This is a genomic window from Pontibacter sp. H249 (genome assembly GCF_037892465.1).
In the GTDB taxonomy this organism is placed as follows: domain Bacteria; phylum Bacteroidota; class Bacteroidia; order Cytophagales; family Hymenobacteraceae; genus Pontibacter.
In genome coordinates this window covers 137911-153926 of sequence record NZ_JBBKTR010000002.1, presented here as the reverse complement: position 1 = coordinate 153926, position 16016 = coordinate 137911, and the positions used below count along the sequence as shown (strand labels likewise).

Genomic DNA, 16016 nt, shown 5'->3' with positions numbered 1-16016 from the left:
TAATGGCTGAAGATCTGCAAAAGCAAAATCAAATAAACATTGAGCTAACGGAAGAGATTGCGGAAGGTGAGTACGCGAACCTGGCAATGATAGCTCATTCAAGTAGTGAGTTTGTAATTGACTTTATAAGATTGATGCCAGGACTGCCTAAGGCAAAAGTTAAATCAAGAATTGTTATTACCCCAGAGCATGCCAAAAGACTTTTGGCTGCTCTGGCGGATAATATCAACAAATTCGAAGCAAGCTTTGGCGATATAAAGCAGTCTCAGGAGGCGCCATCTTTTCCAATGAACTTTGGAGGAACGGTTGGAGAAGCATAAGGTGCTAATAATTAATGAATTAAAATTTTGAATTTGCAAAGTGATTTTCCTACCTTTGCAGACCAAATTTTAGAGTGGAAAAAATCTGTAATTAACAAATTATAAATGCCTACTATACAGCAATTAGTAAGAAAGGGAAGAGAGAAATTAACTTCGAAGTCGAAGTCTCCAGCCCTAGATTCATGCCCACAGCGCCGTGGAGTATGTACAAGAGTATATACTACTACGCCTAAGAAGCCAAACTCAGCTATGCGTAAAGTAGCTAGGGTAAGACTTACAAACGGCAAAGAAGTAAATGCCTATATCCCTGGTGAAGGACATAACCTTCAGGAGCACTCAATTGTGCTTATCAGAGGTGGTAGAGTAAAAGACCTTCCAGGTGTGCGTTACCACATCGTACGTGGTGCCCTGGATACTGCAGGTGTGAATGGACGTCTTCAGTCACGTTCAAAGTATGGTGCTAAGAGACCAAAACCAGGTCAGGCTCCGGCTGCTGCAGGTAAAGGTGGTAAGAAAAGATAATTCATAGAGTTTTAATAAAATGAGAAAAGCAAAGCCGAAAAGTAGAATTCTCCTCCCTGATCCTAAATACAAAGAGACGTTAGTAACACGTTTCGTTAACTATATGATGGTTGACGGTAAGAAAAGTGTTGCTTATGGTATCTTCTACGACGCTGTAGAATTAGTAGAGCAAAGAACAAAAGAGAACGGTCTTGAAACTTGGAAGAAGGCATTGAACAACATCATGCCTAGTGTCGAAGTTAAAAGCCGCAGGGTAGGTGGTGCTACTTTCCAAGTGCCGACTGAGGTTCGTCCGGACCGCAGAGTATCTCTTGGTATCAAATGGATGATATCATACGCTCGCAAGAGAGGTGAGAAGACAATGAAAGACAGATTAGCAGGTGAGATAATTGCAGCTGCTAAAGGTGAAGGTGCTGCCGTTAAGAAAAAAGACGACACGCACAGAATGGCAGAAGCAAACAAAGCATTCTCACACTTTAGATTCTAGTAATGGCAAGAGACTTAAAATACACAAGGAATATTGGTATTGCAGCACACATCGATGCTGGTAAAACCACTACTACGGAACGTATACTTTACTATACTGGTAAATCACACAAACTAGGTGAGGTTCACGAAGGTGGTGCTACTACAGACTGGATGGAGCAGGAGCAGGAAAGAGGTATTACTATTACTTCTGCTGCTGTAACAGTAAACTGGCCATACAGAGGAAACGATTATCATATTAACATCATTGATACACCAGGTCACGTTGACTTCACAGTAGAAGTAAACCGTTCACTGCGTGTACTAGATGGTCTTGTTTTCTTGTTTAGTGCAGTTGATGGTGTAGAGCCTCAGTCTGAGACTAACTGGAGACTTGCGGATAACTATAAAGTAGCACGTATCGGTTTCGTTAACAAAATGGACCGTTCAGGTGCTGATTTCTTAGCTGTTTGTAAGCAAGTTAAAGAAATGCTAGGCAGCAATGCGGTAGCACTTCAGTTACCGATTGGCTCAGAAGATAACTTCAAAGGAGTAGTTGACTTAGTTAACTTCAGAGGTATCGTTTGGAACGAAGCGGATAAAGGCATGACCTTTACTGAAGTTCCTATTCCGGATGATATGCTGGAAGAAGCTGAAGAGTACAGAGAGAAACTTCTGGAAGCGGTAGCTGAGTATGATGAATCTTTAATGGAGAAATACTTTGAAGATCCAAACTCAATTACTGAAGATGAAATTCTTGCTGCCCTACGTGCTGCGACAATAGACCTTGCCATTGTTCCAATGCTTTGCGGTTCTTCTTTCAAGAACAAAGGTGTACAAACAATGCTTGACTATGTAATGGCGCTATGCCCTTCTCCAATGGATAAGGAAAGCATTAAAGGTACAAACCCTGATACTGGTGAAGAAATAGCTCGTAAGCCAAGCGTGACTGAGCCGTTCGCTGGTTTAGGATTTAAGATTGCAACAGACCCTTATGTAGGTCGTCTATGCTTTGTACGTGCGTATTCTGGTGTTCTTGAGTCAGGTTCTTATGTGTACAACACACGTTCGAACAGCAAAGAGCGTATATCACGCATTTTCCAGATGCACGCCAATAAGCAAAATCAAATTGATAGATTAGAGGCTGGTGACATCGGTGCAGTAGTAGGTTTCAAAGACATCAAAACTGGTGATACACTTTGTGACCAGAATGCAAAGATTGTACTTGAATCAATGGAATTCCCTGAGCCAGTAATTGGATATGCAATTGAGCCTAAGTCTCAAGCTGACTCTGACAAAATGGGTATGGCAATTGCTAAACTTATTGAAGAAGATCCAACACTTCAGGTAAATACAGACGAAGAAACTGGTCAGACTATTCTTCGCGGTATGGGTGAGCTTCACTTGGAGATCATCATCGACCGTATGAAGCGCGAGTTTAAAGTAGAATTGAACCAGGGTGCTCCACAAGTTGCTTATAAAGAAACTATAACTAAGAGTGTTGAGCACAGAGAAGTGTTCAAGAAACAGTCAGGTGGTCGTGGTAAATTCGCTGACATTGTATTCACAATGGGCCCACGCGAAGATGGTAAGCAAGGACTGGAGTTCGAAAACGCGATTGTTGGTGGTGTAATTCCAAAAGAATTTATTCCAGCTATTCAGAAAGGCTTTGAGGAAGCAATGAAAAACGGTATTCTTGCTGGCTTCCCAATAGACTCAATGAAAGTGCGCCTGTTCCACGGTTCATTCCACGATGTTGACTCTGACTCTCTATCATTTGAATTAGCTGCTCGTCAAGGCTTCAAAGAAGCAGGTAAGCAATGTGCTCCAAAACTTCTTGAACCAATTATGGCGGTAGATGTAGTCACTCCAGATGAGTATACAGGTCCAGTTACAGGTGACTTGAACAGAAGAAGAGGTATCATGAAAGGTATGGATACAAAAGGTACTGCAACTGTAGTGAAGGCTGATGTTCCTTTATCAGAACTATTCGGTTACGTAACAGACTTGCGTACTATTACCTCAGGTAGAGCAACTGCCTCTCTTACTTTCTCTCACTACGAGCAAGTACCACAAAACCTGGCTGATGCCATCGTTGCTAAAGTTAAAGGAACAGCAGCTAAATAATTAGTATAGAAATGAATCAGAAAATAAGAATAAAGCTTAAGTCTTACGATCACAACTTAGTAGACAAGTCTTCTGAGAAAATTGTGAAAGCTGTTAAAGCAACTGGCGCTATCGTAAGCGGACCAATTCCACTTCCTACAGAAAAGGATAAATTCACAGTACTTCGCTCGCCACACGTGAACAAGAAGTCACGTGAGCAGTTTCAGCTTTGCACTTACAAAAGACTAGTAGATATTTATTCAACTAGTTCTAAAACAGTAGATGCATTAATGAAGCTAGAACTACCAAGTGGCGTTGATGTAGAAATCAAAGTTTGATAGAACCTACAATAAAATAAAAAAAGGAGAGTCGAAAGGCTCTCCTTTTTTTATTTTAGGCATTGATAATAAATAATTTATAAAAGGTTTGTTAAAGAAGTGGAAAAATTATTAACTTTGCACTCCCTTAGCAAAACTGAGGGATAAAATTATTGTATCCATCTTTAAAAACAAGTTGAATGCCTGGAATTATCGGTAAAAAAATCGGAATGACAAGCCTCTTCACATCGGATGGTAAATACACACCAGTTACGCTTATACAAGCTGGACCATGTGTAGTTACTCAGGTGAAGACAGTCGAGACTGATGGCTATGAAGCTGTACAGCTTGGCTATGGCGAGAAGAAGTTAAAAAGAGTAACGAAAGCGGAAGCTGGTCATTACAAAAAAGCAAGTACTTCTGCGAAGAAAAAAGTTGCTGAATTTGACGTTGAAGGAGCTTCTTTCAATCTGGGTGACACAGTAGATGTTAACCTTTTTGTAGAGGGAGAATTCGTAGACGTAGTAGGTACATCGAAAGGTAAAGGCTTTCAAGGTGTAGTAAAGCGTCACAACTTCGCTGGTGTGGGTGGTCAAACTCACGGTCAGCATAACAGGGCAAGACACCCTGGTTCAATTGGTGCCTGCTCATGGCCATCAAGAGTATTCAAAGGAATGCGCATGGCTGGTAGAATGGGAGGTAACAGAGTTAAAATCCAAAACCTGACGGTGGTTCGTGTTATAGCAGACAGAAATCTGCTAGTAGTTAGTGGCTCTGTACCAGGTGCCAAGAATTCTTACGTGTTAATTGAGAAGTAAAATGGAGCTTTCTGTATTAAATATCAAAGGTGAGGATACAGGCAGAAAGGTAACACTTTCTGATGCTATATTTGGTCTAGAGCCAAATGAGCATGCAATGTATCTTGACGTAAAGCAGTACCTGGCAAATCAGAGACAAGGTACGCATAAATCAAAAGAGCGTAATGAAGTAGCAGGCTCTACGAAAAAGATCAAGAAACAAAAAGGCACAGGCGGTGCTCGTGCAGGTAGCATTAAATCTCCTCTTTTTGTTGGTGGTGGTAGAGTGTTTGGTCCAAAGCCAAGAAACTACAGCTTTAAATTAAATAAAAAGCTTAAAGAGGTAGCACGTTTATCTGCTCTTTCTTTACTAGCTAGAGATAACAAAGTCGCTTTAGTTGAGTCATTTTCTTTAGACACTCCTAAAACGAAAGAGATGATCTCTATTCTTAAAAACTTTAGTTTAACTGGTAAAACTCTAGTAGTTACTCCTTCAGTTAATCAGAATGTTGTTTTATCAGGCAGAAACATACCTAAATTAAAGGTTGCAACTGCTGCGGATTTAAATACATACGATCTGCTTAACACGGATAAATTAATACTGGTAGAAGAATCGGTTAATGTATTAGAAACCCTCTTTAGCGCATAATTATGAACGTTCTAAAAAGACCACTAATTACAGAGAAGTTTGCTGCCATGAACGAGACAGGTAAATACGCTTTCGAGGTTGATAAAAAAGCCAACAAAGTGGAGATCAAGAAGGCAGTAGAAAAAATGTATGGCGTAACTGTTGAAAAAGTGGCGACAATGAGATCACTTGGTAAAGTGAAAACCAAGTATACGAAATCAGGTGCTGTTACAGGCCGTACTTCTCTGATTAAAAAAGCAATCATCACCGTTAAAGAAGGTGAAGTTATAGACTTTTACAGCGGTATATAATTAAGTAAAAATGGCTTTAAAAAAGTTAAGACCAACAACACCAGGTCAAAGATTTAGAGTAGCGCCAGCATTCGATGAGATTACGACGTCTACTCCAGAAAAATCTTTGTTGGCACCAATCAAAAAATCTGGTGGACGCAACAACTCTGGTAAAATGACTATGCGCTACATCGGTGGTGGTCATAAGAAGAAATACAGAGTTATCGATTTCAAGCGTACTAAACATGGTGTGCCTGCAACTGTTAAAACGATCGAGTATGATCCAAACAGAACTGCACGTATCGCTTTAGTATACTATGCTGATGGTGAGAAAAGCTATATTATTGCTCCAGCTGGATTACAAGTTGGTACTGTTATAGTATCAGGTCCAGGAAACGCACCAGAAGTAGGTAATTGCTTACCTTTATCTGATATTCCTCTAGGTACAATTATTCATAATATTGAACTACAGCCAGGCAATGGTGCAACTCTTGCTCGTAGCGCTGGATCATATGCACAGCTAGTAGCACGTGAAGGACGATATGCGACTATCAAACTACCTTCTGGCGAACTAAGAATGGTATTGGTTAATTGCTATGCAACTGTAGGAACTGTTTCTAACTCTGACCATATGAACGTGAAGCTAGGTAAAGCTGGACGTAACAGATGGTTAGGCAAACGTCCAAGAGTACGTGGTGTTGCTATGAACCCAGTTGATCACCCTATGGGTGGTGGTGAAGGTAAGTCTTCAGGTGGTCATCCACGTTCACGTAAGGGCTTATATGCTAAAGGTCTAAAGACCAGAAACAAGAACAAGTATTCTGAGAAACTTATAGTTAATAGAGGAAAGAAATAATAAATGGCTAGATCATTAAAAAAAGGGCCTTATATTGACTATAGGCTCCAGAAAAAAGTCGATGTAATGAACGAGTCTGGTAAGAAAACAGTTATCAAGACTTGGTCACGCAGATCAATGATATCTCCTGAATTCGTTGGTCATACATTCGCAGTTCACAATGGAAATAAATTCATTCCAGTTTATGTTACCGAGAACATGGTAGGTCACAAACTTGGTGAATTTGCTCCTACAAGGAACTTCAGAGGTCACATTGCTAAAAAAGATAAAGGCAAGCGTTAATCATGGAAGCAGTAGCTAAATTAAATAATGTGCCTACTTCTCCTCGTAAAATGAGATTAGTAGCTGGCTTAATTCGCGGCAAAAGCGTTTCAAAAGCCTTGGGTATTCTTAAATTCGAACCTAACTCTGGCGCAGCTAAACTTGAAAAGCTTCTTTTATCAGCTTTAGCAAACTGGCAGCAGAAAAACGAAGATGCTCGTGTTGAAGATGCAAATCTTTTCATTAAAGAAATCTTTGTAGATGAAGGTAAGATGTTAAAGCGTCTTCGTCCTGCACCTCAGGGGCGTGGTTACAGAATCAGAAAAAGGTCAAACCATGTAACACTAGTCATTGACACAATGACTGAAGAGCAGATCGAGAAGCAATCTAAGAAATCTAATAAAGCCAACAAGTAAGAAATGGGACAGAAAGTAAATCCAATTGGTTTTCGCCTCGGCATCGTTAAAGGTTGGGATTCTAACTGGTATGGCGGCAAAGATTTCGCTGAGAAGCTGATCGAGGATGAAAGAATCAGAAAATACATTTTAGCGCGTATCCCTAAAGGCGGTATTTCTAAAATAATAATCGAAAGAACGCTTAAGCGTATCACCATCACTATCAATACTGCACGTCCAGGTGTTGTAATCGGTAAAGGTGGACAGGAAGTAGATAAAATTAAAGAAGAGCTTAAGAAGCTAACTAACAAAGATGTTCAGATCAACATTTTTGAAATTAAGCGTCCTGAGCTTGATGCAAAGCTAGTTGGTGAGTCAATTGCTCAACAGCTACAGGCTCGTATCTCTTTCCGTCGTGCCATGAAGCAAGCGATTGCATCTGCTCTACGTGTTGGTGCTGAAGGTATCAAAGTTCAAGTTTCAGGTCGTTTAGGCGGTGCTGAAATGGCAAGAACAGAGCATTACAAAGAAGGAAGAACTCCTCTTCATACTTTGCGTGCAGATATCGACTACGCATTATCAGAAGCACAGACAGTGTATGGCAAACTTGGTATCAAAGTATGGATCTTTAAAGGCGAAGTATACGGCAAAAAAGATCTTACTCCAAACGCTGGCTTAGAAAGCAAAGGCGGACCAAGCAACCAAGGTGGTGGTGAAAGAAGAGGCCGTGGCGATCGCAAGAAGCCTGACGGTGCGGCAAAGCGTAAGCGTCGCCAATAATTGTTCTCTAACATTATTAAGTTTTAGAAAATGTTACAGCCAAAAAGGACTAAATATAGAAAAATGCAAAAAGGCCGTGTGAAAGGTCTGGCTCATAGAGGCAGTACTATTTCCTTTGGTTCTTTTGCAATCAAATCTCTTGAGGCATCCTGGATTACCAGCCGCCAAATTGAGGCCGCTCGTATCGCGATGACAAGAGCTATGAAACGTGAGGGTCAAGTATGGATCCGTATCTTCCCTGATAAACCAGTTACCAAGAAGCCAGCCGAAGTTCGAATGGGTAAAGGTAAAGGTTCACCTGAGTATTGGGTAGCAGTTGTAAAGCCAGGCACTATCATGTTTGAATCTGATGGTGTTTCTTTAGAGGTAGCAAAGGAGTCATTAAGACTAGCTGCACAAAAACTGCCAGTTAAATCAAAGTTTGTAGTACGTAGAGATTACGTTGAGAAATAGTATATGAAAAATTCAGAGATAAAAGCTTTATCTTTAGAAGAGTTAAAAGAGAAGCTTAATACTGAGAGCTCCAACATGCAAAACATTCGTTTTGCACATGCTATATCTCCATTGGAGAACCCGATGAGAATCCGTGAGACAAAGCGTTTAATCGCTCGTCTAAACACAGAGATAACACGTCGTGAAATTGAGGCTAACTCTTAATACTTAAAAGAAATCATGGAAGAGAGAAATCTTAGAAAAGAAAGAAGTGGTAAGGTTGTTAGCAATAAAATGGACAAATCTATCACTGTGTTAGTGGAAAGCAGAATGAAGCACCCAATCTACGGGAAGTTCCTTAGCAAGTCCACAAAATTCATGGCTCACGACGAAAAGAACGAGTGCAACATAGGTGACTATGTGAGAATTCAAGAAACTCGTCCGCTAAGCAAGAATAAAAACTGGCGTTTAGTAGAAATAATAGAAAGAGCGAAGTAAAATGATACAGCAGGAATCAAGACTTACTGTTGCGGATAATAGTGGTGCTAAAGAAGTACTATGTATCCGTGTATTGGGAGGTACTGGTAAGAAGTATGCCTCAATTGGAGATAGAATTGTAGTGACTGTTAAATCAGCTCTTTCTTCTGGTAACGTAAAAAAAGGTACTGTTTCGAAAGCAGTAATCGTAAGAACTAAAAAAGAGGTTAGAAGAAAAGACGGCTCTTATATCAGATTTGATGATAATGCTGCAGTTCTTCTGAATGCAAACAATGAACCACGCGGTACACGTATCTTCGGACCAGTTGCGCGTGAGCTTCGTGAAAAGCAATTCATGAAGATTGTTTCGTTAGCTCCTGAAGTTCTATAATCCCTAATTCAGATTAAGATGAATAAGAAAAAACTTCATGTAAAAACTGGCGATACAGTAAAAGTAATTGCTGGTGACGAGCGTGGCAAGACAGGCCGCATAATCGCTGTTAATATTGAAAAGCAGAAAGTAACTATAGAAGGACTGAATTTGGTGACGAAACATTCTAAACCAAGTGCAAAAAACCCTCAAGGTGGAATCTCTAAAGTAGAAGCTCCTATTCATGCTAGTAATGTTGCTTTAGTTGACGCTAAAGGTGATACATTAAAAGCAGGAAGCAGAAAAAACAGCGAAGGAAAAACAGAGCGTTATTCTAAAAAAACAGGAGAAGTAATCTAAAATGGCTACTACAAGATTAAAAGAAAAGTATCAGAATGAGGTAGTGCCTGCCCTGAAGGAGAAGTTCCAATATAAGAACGTAATGCAGGTGCCTAAAATCACCAAAATCTCTATTAACAAGGGTATCGGTGCTGCAGTAGCTGATAAGAAATTAGTTGATATCGGTGTTGAAGAGCTGACAACTATAACTGGTCAAAAAGCAGTTGCTACTATTGCGAAGAAGTCTGTTTCAAATTTCAAACTTCGTGAAGGTATGCCAATTGGTGCTAGGGTTACATTAAGAGGTGAGAAAATGTATGAGTTTCTTGATCGCCTTTTAACAATTGCTCTTCCACGAGTTCGTGACTTCAGAGGTGTTAGCGAAAAAGGCTTCGATGGACGTGGTAATTATACTCTTGGAGTTAAAGAGCAAATTATTTTCCCAGAAATCAGCATCGACAAAATTAAGTCTATCACTGGTATGGACATCACTTTTGTTACAACGGCAAATACTGACGAAGAAAGCTATGAATTGCTAAAAGCGTTTGGTATGCCTTTCACTAACATCAAGAAATAAAAACATGGCTAAGGAAGCAGTAAAAGCTAGAGAGCTTAAAAGACAAAAATTAGTAGCAAAATACGCTGCTAAAAGAGCTGAACTTAAAGCTAATGGTGATTATGATGCATTGGATAAGCTACCGCGCAATGCATCGCCTGTAAGGCTACATAACCGTTGCAAGTTATCAGGACGTCCAAGAGGATATATGAGGAAATTTGGTATTTCTCGTGTTCTTTTCAGAGAACTTGCTGTTATGGGTAAAATTCCTGGTGTAACAAAGTCGAGCTGGTAATAATTTTCTTAACACGCTAAGAAAGTATAAAAGATATTTGTATCTTTGCCGCTCGCTTAGAGTAAGCATTCATTATTTAAGTGATTCGTAATGAACTCAGATCCAATAGCAGATTATTTAACTAGAGTGCGTAATGCCATCAAGGCAAACCACAGAATAGTTGAAATACCATCTAGCAAGATAAAAAAAGAGATAACAAAAGTATTGTACGACAAAGGGTATATTCAAAGTTATAAATTTGAAGACTCTTCAGTACAAGGTACAATCAAAATAGCTCTGAAGTATAACCCTAACACTAAGCAATCTGCTATTGTTAAATTAGAAAGGGTTAGTAAGCCAGGGCTACGTAAGTACGCTGGAAGTGAGGCTATGCCAAGAGTATTAAATGGCTTGGGTATCGCTATATTGTCAACTTCAAAAGGCGTAATGACGGAAAAAGAGGCTAAGTCACTTAACGTAGGTGGCGAAGTATTATGTTACGTTTATTAATAGGAGGATAGACAATGTCACGTATAGGAAAATTGCCAATCAGCCTGCCTAATAATACTGAAGTTAATATCGGTAATGATAATGTAGTAACAATTAAAGGACCTAAGGGTTCTTTAAGTACTGCAGTTGACAAAGATATCATAGTTAAGCAGGAAGACAACCAGATTATCGTTGAGCGTCCTACAGAGCAAAAGCGTCATAAAGCTATGCATGGTCTTTACAGATCTTTGATCAACAACATGGTTGTTGGTGTAAGCGAAGGTTACAAAGAGCAGTTAGAGCTTGTTGGTGTGGGTTATAAAGCTACTGTGCAGGGAGATGTTTTAGAGTTAGCATTGGGTTACTCTCATAATATTTTCATGACGCTTCCTTCTGAAGTTGCTGCTACTGCAGTTACCGAAAAAGGTAAATCACCGATAATTACTTTAGAGAGTAATGACAAGCAATTGTTAGGTCAAGTTGCTGCTAAAATCAGATCACTGCGTAAAGTTGAGCCTTACAAAGGTAAAGGTATTCGCTTTGTAGGTGAAGTAATCAGAAGAAAAGCTGGTAAGACAGCGTCTAAATAATCATCATCATGTCTGCTAATAAAGTAACAAGAAGACTTAGAATTAAGAGAAGTATCAGAAATAAAGTATCTGGTACTGCTGAAAGACCTAGACTGTCTGTTTTTAGAAGCAATAAAGCTATCTATGCACAGATCATCGATGATACTACTGGTGTAACACTAGTAGCTGCTTCTTCAGCTAAGCTTGATGATGCGAAGTCCAACATCGAAACCTCCAACAGAGTTGGTAAAGAACTCGCTGCTAAAGCCCTTGAGAAAGGTATTACTCAGGTAGTGTTTGATCGTGCTGGTTACTTATACCATGGTAAAGTAAAATCATTGGCAGAAGGCGCTCGTGAAGCTGGCCTTAAATTCTAAAAGTTATGTTGAAGAATAATATACGTAGTGTAAAAGCTAGCGAAATCGAATTAAAAGAGAAAGTAGTAGCTATTAATCGCGTTGCCAAGGTTGTTAAAGGTGGTAGAAGATTCAGCTTTGCTGCCATTGTAGTTGTAGGTGACGGTAATGGTGTTGTAGGTTATGGTTTAGGTAAGGCTAATGAAGTAACTGATGCAATTGCAAAAGGTATTGATGATGCTAAGAAGAATCTAGTAAAGGTTCCTGTGTATCATAATACTGTTCCTCATGCTATGGAAGGCAAGTATTCTGGAGGATTTGTTTTGGTGAAACCAGCTGCTCCTGGTACTGGTGTAATTGCAGGTGGTGCAATGCGTGCAGTATTAGAAAGTGCCGGTATAAAAGATGTACTTTGCAAATCTAAAGGTTCTTCAAACCCACACAACGTAGTTAAAGCTACATTTGATGCATTATCTAAGATGCGTGATCCTTTAGCTGTTGCACAGCAGAGAGGTGTAAATCTTCAGAAAGTATTTAACGGTTAATTGAGATGGCTCAGGTTATTATAACACAAATCAAAAGCATTATTGACAGGCCAAAGAACCAGAAGCTTACTATAAAAGCATTAGGACTTGGTAAAATCAATAAATCAGTGACTGTTGAATATACACCTCAGATTGCTGGTATGGTAAACAAGGTTCATAACTTAGTACAAGTAAAAGATATTTAAAATGTATTTAAACTCCTTAAAACCTGCAGAAGGGTCTATTAAGGCTCGTAAGAGAATTGGTAGAGGTACTGGTTCTGGTAGAGGTGGTACTTCTACTAGAGGTCATAAAGGTGCTAAATCACGTTCTGGTTATTCACAAAAATCAGGTTTTGAAGGTGGTCAAATGCCACTTCAGAGACGTGTACCTAAGTATGGCTTTAAAAACATCAATAGAGTTGAGTATAAAGGTATCAACATTGATATTATTCAAGCTTTAGCTGAATCAACTAATGAAACTGTATTTAACTTTGATTTCTTCAAGGCACACGGTTTAGTTTCTAAGAATGATAAAGTTAAAGTTTTAGGTAGAGGCGAGATTAATAAAGGTGTTGAAGTTCATGCCCATGCTTTCTCTCAGTCAGCTACCGAAGCAATAGAAAAAGCAGGCGGTAAAACAGTTGCGATTTAGTAGATATGAAGAAGTTTCTAACAACTATCAAGAACATTTGGACTATTGAAGACCTAAGGGTTAGAATATTAAATACCCTTGGCTTTATAGCCATATTTAGATTAGGTTCTTTCGTAGTTCTTCCTGGCATTGATCCTAATCAACTTCAAGCTAATACGGAAGGATTATTCGGTTTGTTAGACACTTTCTTAGGTGGCGCATTTAGCAATGCGTCCATCTTTGCTTTAGGCATCATGCCTTACATATCTGCATCTATCGTACTGCAGCTATTAACCATCGCGGTTCCTTATTTCCAAAAAATGCAGAAGGAGGGTGAATCTGGTAGAAAAAAAATCAACCAAATCACCCGAGTTCTAACTATAATTATTACTCTAGCGCAAGCTGTTGGCTTCGTAGCTACCATTAATGCTGAGGCAATTGCTATTAACACAACACTTTTCACAATCACTTCAATGATTGTTCTTACATCTGGAACAATTTTCTGTATGTGGTTGGGAGAAAAAATTACAGATAAAGGGATCGGTAATGGTATATCAATGCTAATTATGATTGGCATTATATCTCGTTTTCCAGGAGCAATACTTGCAGAAGCTTTATCTAAACAAGTAAATGGTATATTGCTATTCTTATTTGAGCTTTTTGTCCTTTTCTTTGTAGTAATGTCTGTTGTTATGCTAACTCAGGCGATAAGAAGAATACCTGTACAATATGCGAAGCAAGTAGGTGGTAACTCTATGTATAGTGGTCAGAGACAATTTATACCATTAAAAGTAAATGCCGCAGGGGTTATGCCAATTATTTTTGCTCAGTCACTGATGTTTTTGCCATCTATGATTGCTTCAATTTGGGCAGACTCTAATGAGACAGCTAATTATATTGGTGCAACTTTCTCTGACTTCACTTCGTGGCAGTATAATTTAGTGTTTGGTGTTATGATTCTCTTATTCACTTATTTTTATACTGCAATAAGCGTTAATCCAAACCAAATTGCTGATGATTTAAAGAGAAGTGGCGGTTTTATTCCAGGTGTTAAGCCAGGTCGTGCAACTTCTGAATATATTGACACTATCCTTACACGCATAACTCTTCCTGGTGCTATTTATCTTGCCCTAGTAGCTATTTTCCCTTCCATTGCTATGTTGTTAGGAGTTACTAGAGAGTTTGCACAATTTTTTGGTGGTACATCGCTGATTATTATGGTTGGTGTTGTACTTGATACCTTAAAGCAAATTGAAAGTTATTTGTTGATGAGACACTACGATGGCATGATGAAATCTGGTAAGCTAAGAGGCCGAACAGAGAATATAGCCATGGTATCCTAATAGATGATATTTTATAAAACTGAAGAAGAAATTGAGCTAATTCGCCAAAGTGCTTTAATATTAAGTAAAGCACATGGCGAAATAGCTCTTCTTGTAAAAGAAGGCGTTTCAACTCTTGATCTTGATAAAAGAGCTGAAGAGTTTATATTAGATAATAAAGCCAAGCCTTCTTTTAAAAATTATAATGGTTTTCCATATAGTCTTTGTATTTCAGTTAATGCTACTGTCGTACATGGTATGCCAAGTGAGTACATCTTGAAAGATGGAGACATTATTTCTGTAGATTGCGGAGTCTTTTATAATGGATTTCATAGTGACTGTGCCTATACTCATGCTGTAGGTAATGTCAAACCTGAAGTTCAACAACTTTTGACAGTCACGGAAGAGTCTCTCTATAAAGGAATTCAAAGCGCAACTGTAGGATCTAGACTAGGTGATATTAGTTATGCCGTGCAACAGCATGCCGAGAAAAATGGCTATGGGGTTGTACGTGAACTTGTTGGGCATGGATTAGGACGGAACTTACATGAGTCTCCTGAAGTTCCTAATTATGGACGCCGCGGACAAGGTATTAAACTGCAAAACGGTTTAGTAATAGCAATTGAACCAATGATTAACCTTGGCACTCGTAATATTGTGCAAGAAGATGATGGTTGGACCATCAGAACAAAAGATAATAAACCTTCTGCACACTTTGAGCATACAGTTGTTGTTCGAAAAGATAAAGCAGAAATTTTAACAAGTTTTGAATATATAAAACAAGCTAAAAAACAATAAATGGCGAAACAGTCATCTATAGAGCAAGACGGAACAATTATCGAGGCATTATCTAATGCTATGTTTCGTGTAGAGCTTGAAAACGGTCATCAGGTAATAGCTCACATCTCTGGAAAAATGAGAATGCACTACATTAAGATTCTTCCAGGTGATAAAGTCAAACTAGAGATGTCACCTTATGATTTAACTAAAGGTAGAATTGTTTATCGATATAAATAAATACAATGAAAGTTAAAGCATCAGTAAAAAAGAGAAGTGCTGAATGTAAAGTTATCCGCCGCAAGGGGAAACTTTATGTTATCAACAAAAAAAATCCAAGATATAAACAAAGACAAGGATAATTATTAATTATGGCTAGAATAGCAGGAGTAGATATTCCGGATAACAAAAGAGGCGAGATCGCATTAACCTATATTTATGGTATCGGTCGTAACTTGTCTCAGACTATCTTACAAAAGGCCGGGGTGGATCTTGACAAAAAGGTAAAAGACTGGACTGAGGACGAGGCTAATGAAATTAGAAATATCATTGCCGCTGATCACAAAACAGAAGGTGTTTTAAGATCAGAAGTGCAATTGCATATTAAGCGCCTTCTTGACATTGGTTGCTACCGTGGTTTAAGACACCGTAAAGGTTTACCTGTACGTGGACAGCGCACGAAGAACAACTCGCGCACTAGAAAAGGTAAGCGTAAGACAGTTGCAAACAAGAAGAAAGCTTCTAAATAATCATTAATCATGGCTCAGAAAAGAAAAGATAAAGCTAAAAAGCGTGTCGTAGTTGTTGAACCAACTGGCCAAGTACACATTAAAGCTTCTTTCAACAACATTATTATATCTGTAACCAACAACGCAGGACAAGTTATATCTTGGGCTTCTGCTGGTAAAATGGGTTTTAAAGGTTCTAAAAAGAACACTCCTTACGCTGCACAAATGGCAGCTTCAGATTGCGCTAAAGTTGCTTATGACTTAGGTATGCGTAAAGCTGAAGTTTTTGTTAAAGGTCCTGGTGCAGGTAGAGAGTCCGCCATCCGTACTGTACAAAATTCAGGTATCGAAGTAACAGCTATCAAAGACGTTACTCCACTTCCTCACAACGGATGTCGTCCTCCTAAACGCAGAAGAGTTTAATTTTTAAAGT

31 protein-coding genes are annotated in these 16016 nt (G+C 39.0%); all 31 read left to right on the top strand.

All coding sequences use genetic code 11. From position 1 onward, the window contains the following. Positions 1-2: 2 nt before the first annotated feature. The 31 genes from WG943_RS03000 to rpsK all read left to right on the top strand — a co-directional run bounded on the left by WG943_RS03000 (position 3) and on the right by rpsK (position 16006). Entirely contained in the window at positions 3-320 is a 318-nt protein-coding gene (locus WG943_RS03000; protein ID WP_187066941.1) for a DUF3467 domain-containing protein, read from the top strand. 105 nt (positions 321-425) lie between these two features. After that, complete coding sequence (rpsL, locus tag WG943_RS02995; protein WP_137759984.1) at positions 426-842, top strand: 30S ribosomal protein S12; 417 nt, start codon at positions 426-428, stop codon at positions 840-842. Positions 843-861: 19 nt separating this feature from the next. Beyond that, a complete protein-coding gene (gene rpsG / locus WG943_RS02990; protein ID WP_187066943.1) occupies positions 862-1329 on the top strand; it encodes a 30S ribosomal protein S7 in 468 nt (155 codons plus the stop codon). Between the two features lie 2 nt (positions 1330-1331). After that, positions 1332-3434 carry an elongation factor G gene (gene fusA / locus WG943_RS02985; protein ID WP_340406682.1) on the top strand — a complete coding sequence of 701 codons (2103 nt, stop codon included), beginning with the start codon at positions 1332-1334 and terminating at the stop codon, positions 3432-3434. 11 nt (positions 3435-3445) lie between these two features. Then, entirely contained in the window at positions 3446-3751 is a 306-nt protein-coding gene (rpsJ, locus tag WG943_RS02980; protein ID WP_007654312.1) for a 30S ribosomal protein S10, read from the top strand. A gap of 179 nt (positions 3752-3930) precedes the next feature. Beyond that, entirely contained in the window at positions 3931-4548 is a 618-nt protein-coding gene (rplC, locus tag WG943_RS02975) for a 50S ribosomal protein L3 (protein ID WP_340406681.1), read from the top strand. Between the two features lies 1 nt (position 4549). After that, complete coding sequence (gene rplD / locus WG943_RS02970) at positions 4550-5176, top strand: 50S ribosomal protein L4 (protein WP_340406680.1); 627 nt, start codon at positions 4550-4552, stop codon at positions 5174-5176. 2 nt (positions 5177-5178) lie between these two features. Next, on the top strand, positions 5179-5466 hold the full coding sequence (rplW, locus tag WG943_RS02965; protein WP_340406679.1) for a 50S ribosomal protein L23: 288 nt from the start codon (positions 5179-5181) through the stop codon (positions 5464-5466). A 10-nt stretch (positions 5467-5476) separates the two neighbouring features. Beyond that, on the top strand, positions 5477-6301 hold the full coding sequence (gene rplB, locus WG943_RS02960; RefSeq protein WP_340406678.1) for a 50S ribosomal protein L2: 825 nt from the start codon (positions 5477-5479) through the stop codon (positions 6299-6301). Positions 6302-6304: 3 nt separating this feature from the next. After that, the gene (gene rpsS / locus WG943_RS02955; RefSeq protein WP_219875615.1) at positions 6305-6583 is read left to right on the top strand and encodes a 30S ribosomal protein S19; all 279 of its coding nucleotides are present in this window, start codon (positions 6305-6307) and stop codon (positions 6581-6583) included. A 2-nt stretch (positions 6584-6585) separates the two neighbouring features. Then, positions 6586-6978, top strand: coding sequence for a 50S ribosomal protein L22 (gene rplV / locus WG943_RS02950; protein ID WP_340406677.1), 393 nt, complete (start codon positions 6586-6588; stop codon positions 6976-6978). Between the two features lie 3 nt (positions 6979-6981). Then, complete coding sequence (gene rpsC / locus WG943_RS02945; protein WP_340406676.1) at positions 6982-7737, top strand: 30S ribosomal protein S3; 756 nt, start codon at positions 6982-6984, stop codon at positions 7735-7737. Positions 7738-7767: 30 nt separating this feature from the next. Continuing rightward, the gene (rplP, locus tag WG943_RS02940; protein ID WP_340406675.1) at positions 7768-8190 is read left to right on the top strand and encodes a 50S ribosomal protein L16; all 423 of its coding nucleotides are present in this window, start codon (positions 7768-7770) and stop codon (positions 8188-8190) included. 3 nt (positions 8191-8193) lie between these two features. Continuing rightward, the gene (gene rpmC / locus WG943_RS02935) at positions 8194-8394 is read left to right on the top strand and encodes a 50S ribosomal protein L29 (RefSeq protein WP_340406674.1); all 201 of its coding nucleotides are present in this window, start codon (positions 8194-8196) and stop codon (positions 8392-8394) included. Between the two features lie 15 nt (positions 8395-8409). Then, the gene (rpsQ, locus tag WG943_RS02930) at positions 8410-8667 is read left to right on the top strand and encodes a 30S ribosomal protein S17 (protein WP_340406673.1); all 258 of its coding nucleotides are present in this window, start codon (positions 8410-8412) and stop codon (positions 8665-8667) included. Between the two features lies 1 nt (position 8668). After that, the gene (rplN, locus tag WG943_RS02925) at positions 8669-9037 is read left to right on the top strand and encodes a 50S ribosomal protein L14 (RefSeq protein ID WP_147920494.1); all 369 of its coding nucleotides are present in this window, start codon (positions 8669-8671) and stop codon (positions 9035-9037) included. A gap of 18 nt (positions 9038-9055) precedes the next feature. Further along, on the top strand, positions 9056-9376 hold the full coding sequence (rplX, locus tag WG943_RS02920; protein WP_340406672.1) for a 50S ribosomal protein L24: 321 nt from the start codon (positions 9056-9058) through the stop codon (positions 9374-9376). Between the two features lies 1 nt (position 9377). Continuing rightward, on the top strand, positions 9378-9932 hold the full coding sequence (rplE, locus tag WG943_RS02915; RefSeq protein ID WP_340406671.1) for a 50S ribosomal protein L5: 555 nt from the start codon (positions 9378-9380) through the stop codon (positions 9930-9932). Between the two features lie 4 nt (positions 9933-9936). Next, positions 9937-10206, top strand: coding sequence for a 30S ribosomal protein S14 (gene rpsN, locus WG943_RS02910; protein WP_187066957.1), 270 nt, complete (start codon positions 9937-9939; stop codon positions 10204-10206). A gap of 90 nt (positions 10207-10296) precedes the next feature. Beyond that, positions 10297-10695 (top strand): 30S ribosomal protein S8, encoded by a 399-nt coding sequence (gene rpsH / locus WG943_RS02905; RefSeq protein ID WP_340406670.1) that lies wholly within the window; start codon positions 10297-10299, stop codon positions 10693-10695. A 14-nt stretch (positions 10696-10709) separates the two neighbouring features. Beyond that, on the top strand, positions 10710-11264 hold the full coding sequence (rplF, locus tag WG943_RS02900) for a 50S ribosomal protein L6 (protein WP_340406669.1): 555 nt from the start codon (positions 10710-10712) through the stop codon (positions 11262-11264). A gap of 8 nt (positions 11265-11272) precedes the next feature. After that, positions 11273-11620, top strand: a complete 348-nt coding sequence (gene rplR, locus WG943_RS02895; RefSeq protein WP_340406668.1) for a 50S ribosomal protein L18 — start codon at positions 11273-11275, stop codon at positions 11618-11620. Positions 11621-11625: 5 nt separating this feature from the next. Beyond that, complete coding sequence (gene rpsE, locus WG943_RS02890) at positions 11626-12144, top strand: 30S ribosomal protein S5 (RefSeq protein ID WP_187066961.1); 519 nt, start codon at positions 11626-11628, stop codon at positions 12142-12144. A 5-nt stretch (positions 12145-12149) separates the two neighbouring features. Then, on the top strand, positions 12150-12329 hold the full coding sequence (gene rpmD / locus WG943_RS02885; RefSeq protein ID WP_340406667.1) for a 50S ribosomal protein L30: 180 nt from the start codon (positions 12150-12152) through the stop codon (positions 12327-12329). A 1-nt stretch (position 12330) separates the two neighbouring features. Then, entirely contained in the window at positions 12331-12777 is a 447-nt protein-coding gene (gene rplO / locus WG943_RS02880; RefSeq protein WP_340406666.1) for a 50S ribosomal protein L15, read from the top strand. Between the two features lie 5 nt (positions 12778-12782). Further along, positions 12783-14099 carry a preprotein translocase subunit SecY gene (gene secY, locus WG943_RS02875; protein WP_340406665.1) on the top strand — a complete coding sequence of 439 codons (1317 nt, stop codon included), beginning with the start codon at positions 12783-12785 and terminating at the stop codon, positions 14097-14099. 3 nt (positions 14100-14102) lie between these two features. Beyond that, positions 14103-14876, top strand: coding sequence for a type I methionyl aminopeptidase (gene map, locus WG943_RS02870; protein WP_340406664.1), 774 nt, complete (start codon positions 14103-14105; stop codon positions 14874-14876). After that, positions 14877-15095 (top strand): translation initiation factor IF-1, encoded by a 219-nt coding sequence (gene infA / locus WG943_RS02865; protein ID WP_219875598.1) that lies wholly within the window; start codon positions 14877-14879, stop codon positions 15093-15095. A gap of 5 nt (positions 15096-15100) precedes the next feature. Further along, the gene (gene rpmJ / locus WG943_RS02860) at positions 15101-15217 is read left to right on the top strand and encodes a 50S ribosomal protein L36 (protein ID WP_007654264.1); all 117 of its coding nucleotides are present in this window, start codon (positions 15101-15103) and stop codon (positions 15215-15217) included. Positions 15218-15226: 9 nt separating this feature from the next. Then, a complete protein-coding gene (rpsM, locus tag WG943_RS02855) occupies positions 15227-15604 on the top strand; it encodes a 30S ribosomal protein S13 (protein ID WP_340406663.1) in 378 nt (125 codons plus the stop codon). A gap of 9 nt (positions 15605-15613) precedes the next feature. After that, entirely contained in the window at positions 15614-16006 is a 393-nt protein-coding gene (gene rpsK / locus WG943_RS02850; RefSeq protein WP_187066968.1) for a 30S ribosomal protein S11, read from the top strand. Positions 16007-16016: the final 10 nt, after the last annotated feature.